The 2,458-nt window shown below is 69.7% G+C and carries 4 protein-coding genes and 1 pseudogene; 3 read left to right on the top strand and 2 right to left on the bottom strand.

Annotated elements, in window-relative coordinates; all coding sequences use genetic code 11:
- A partial coding sequence (gene purQ / locus ACOJSF_RS02410; protein ID WP_420140641.1) for a phosphoribosylformylglycinamidine synthase subunit PurQ occupies window positions 1–585 on the bottom strand: 585 nt, incomplete at its 3' end.
- A gap of 11 nt (window positions 586–596) precedes the next feature.
- A complete protein-coding gene (purS, locus tag ACOJSF_RS02405) occupies window positions 597–827 on the bottom strand; it encodes a phosphoribosylformylglycinamidine synthase subunit PurS (RefSeq protein WP_420140642.1) in 231 nt (76 codons plus the stop codon).
- Between the two features lie 159 nt (window positions 828–986).
- Between purS and gpmA the strand changes: the two genes are divergently transcribed.
- The 3 genes and pseudogenes from gpmA to ACOJSF_RS02390 all read left to right on the top strand — a co-directional run.
- On the top strand, window positions 987–1,673 hold the full coding sequence (gene gpmA / locus ACOJSF_RS02400; RefSeq protein ID WP_420140640.1) for a 2,3-diphosphoglycerate-dependent phosphoglycerate mutase: 687 nt from the start codon (window positions 987–989) through the stop codon (window positions 1,671–1,673).
- Between the two features lie 4 nt (window positions 1,674–1,677).
- A complete protein-coding gene (gene purE / locus ACOJSF_RS02395) occupies window positions 1,678–2,157 on the top strand; it encodes a 5-(carboxyamino)imidazole ribonucleotide mutase (protein ID WP_420140639.1) in 480 nt (159 codons plus the stop codon).
- Window positions 2,154–2,458: pseudogene (locus ACOJSF_RS02390) on the top strand (5-(carboxyamino)imidazole ribonucleotide synthase); the annotation flags it as partial. The gene purE and the pseudogene ACOJSF_RS02390, both read left to right, overlap by 4 nt.

The raw sequence follows: 2,458 nt of genomic DNA, 5'->3' as shown, positions 1-2,458 counted from the left end.
ATGCGGCATCAGGCCGAGCACGTTGCCGCTGTCGTTGACGATCCCGGCAATGTCGCGCGCCGAGCCGTTGACGGGCTCCGCATAGCGGAAGGCGATGCGGCCCTCGCCCTCGATCCGGGCGAGCGTGTCGGGGTCGGCGGTGAAATTGCCGTCATGGTGCGCGACGGGAATGGTGATCCGCTCGCCCGCGTCATAGCGGCTGGTGAACATCGACTGGGCGTTTTCGACCGTCAGCGCGACGTCGCGGCAGACGAAGGACAGGCCCGCGTTGCGCATCAGCGCGCCGGGCAGCAGCCCCGCCTCGGTCAGGATCTGGAAGCCGTTACAGACGCCAAGCACCGGCACGCCGCGCCCCGCCGCATCGACCACCGCGCGCATCACCGGCGAGCGCGCGGCCATCGCTCCCGAGCGCAGATAATCGCCATAGGAAAAGCCGCCCGGCACCGCGATCAGATCGAGCCCCTCGGGCAGTTCGGTCTCGCCGTGCCACAGCATGAGCGGCGCGCGGCCCGACACGTCCTCGATCGCGACGGCGAGGTCGCGGTCGCAGTTGGATCCGGGAAAGACGATGACGGCGGACTTCATGCGCGTTTCCTTCAGCCCCGTTCGATCCGGTAATTCTCGATCACCGTGTTCGCCAGCAGCTTGCGGCACATGGCGTCGAGATCGGCGTCGCTCACGTCGTCGGCATGGTCGAGCTCGATCAGCTTCCCCTGGCGGACGTCGTCGACGCCCGAGAAGCCGAGCCCCTCGAGCGCGTGGTGGATCGCCTTGCCCTGCGGGTCGAGCACGCCGTTCTTGAGCGTGACGTAGATGCGCGTCTTCATGGGGATGAGCCCCTTCACCAGCCGGGCGCCCGGGTCAAGCGAGTCGGGCGGCGGGGCGGCCATGAACATGCGCCTCTTATTGCGCGGCACCAAGGGGTGACGGGTGCGTTTCGCCCCGCTAAGGGCGCTCGCCTGACATTAGAGGAAAGCCGCCGCCCCATGCCGACGCTCGTCCTGATCCGCCACGGCCAGTCCGCTTGGAACCTGGAGAACCGATTCACCGGCTGGTGGGACGTCGACCTGACCGAACAGGGCGTGAAGGAAGCGTGGGCGGCGGGCGAGCTGCTGCGCGACAAGGGCCTCGATTTCGACCTGACCTTCACCAGCTTCCAGAGCCGGGCGATCAAGACGCTCAACCTCGCGCTGGAGGCGATGGGGCGGCTGTGGCTGCCGACCGAGAAGAGCTGGAAGCTGAACGAGCGGCATTATGGCGGACTGACGGGCCTCGACAAGGCCGAGACGGCGGCGCGGCATGGCGACGAGCAGGTCGCGATCTGGCGCCGCAGCTTCGACATCCCGCCGCCGCTGCCCGAAGAAGGGAGCCCGTGGGACCTCGCCAAGGACGCGCGCTACAAGGGCGTGCCGATCCCGCAGACCGAGAGCCTGAAGGATACGATCGCGCGCGTCCTGCCTTACTGGGAAGCGCGGATCGCGCCCGAGCTGAAGGCCGGCAAGCGCGTGCTGATCTCCGCCCACGGCAACTCGCTGCGCGCGCTGGTCAAGCATCTGTCGGGCATTTCGGACGCGGACATCGCCAGCCTGGAAATCCCGACCGGGCAGCCAATCGTCTATGAGCTGGACGACCAGCTTGTCGCGATCGACCGCTATTATCTGAGCGAACGCTGAGCCGATGGCGGCGCAGGTCGGCATCATCATGGGGTCGCGCTCCGACTGGGCGACGATGCGTCACGCGGCCGAGACGCTCGACGCGCTGGGCGTGACGCACGAGACGAAGGTGGTGTCGGCGCACCGCACGCCGCAGCGGCTGTACGATTATGCGACGGGCGCCGCCTCGCGCGGGCTGAAGGTGCTGATCGCGGGCGCGGGCGGCGCGGCGCACCTGCCGGGCATGGCCGCATCGATGACCGCGCTGCCCGTGCTGGGCGTGCCGGTCCAGTCGGCCGCCCTGTCGGGGCTCGATAGCCTGCTGTCGATCGTGCAGATGCCGGGCGGGGTGCCGGTCGGCACGCTGGCGATCGGCAAGGCGGGCGCGATCAATGCCGGCCTGTTCGCGGCGCAGATCCTGGCGCTGGGCGACGCCGAGCTGGGGGCACGCGTGGCGGACTGGCGGCGCGCGCAGACCGAGGCGGTGGACGAGAGCCCCGAATGACGCTCCCGCCCGGATCGACGATCGGCATCCTCGGCGGCGGCCAACTCGGGCGCATGATGGCGCTCGCCGCGGCCTCGCTCGGCCTCAAGGCCCACATCTTCTGCCCCGACCAGGAGGCGCCGGCCTACGACGTCGCCGCGGCGAAGACGATCGCGGCCTATGACGACGAGACGGCGCTCGCGGCCTTCGCCGAAGCCGTCGACGTCGTCACCTACGAATTCGAGAACGTCCCGGCCCCGACCGCCGCCTTCCTCGCGGGCCGCGTGCCGCTGCACCCGAACGCCGCGGCGCTCGAGACCTC

The organism is Sphingomonas sp., from assembly GCF_048594985.1.
In the GTDB taxonomy this organism is placed as follows: Bacteria; Pseudomonadota; Alphaproteobacteria; order Sphingomonadales; family Sphingomonadaceae; genus Sphingomonas_I.
The sequence above is the reverse complement of the archived record's forward strand: the minus strand, read 5'-3'. Positions and strand labels throughout refer to the sequence as shown.

Coding starts and splice junctions, on each gene's coding strand:
- purS (WP_420140642.1), bottom strand. CDS start 827: ATGAAGACGCGCATCTACGTCACGCTCAAGAACGGCGTGCTCGACCCG.
- gpmA (WP_420140640.1), top strand. CDS start 987: ATGCCGACGCTCGTCCTGATCCGCCACGGCCAGTCCGCTTGGAACCTG.
- purE (WP_420140639.1), top strand. CDS start 1,678: ATGGCGGCGCAGGTCGGCATCATCATGGGGTCGCGCTCCGACTGGGCG.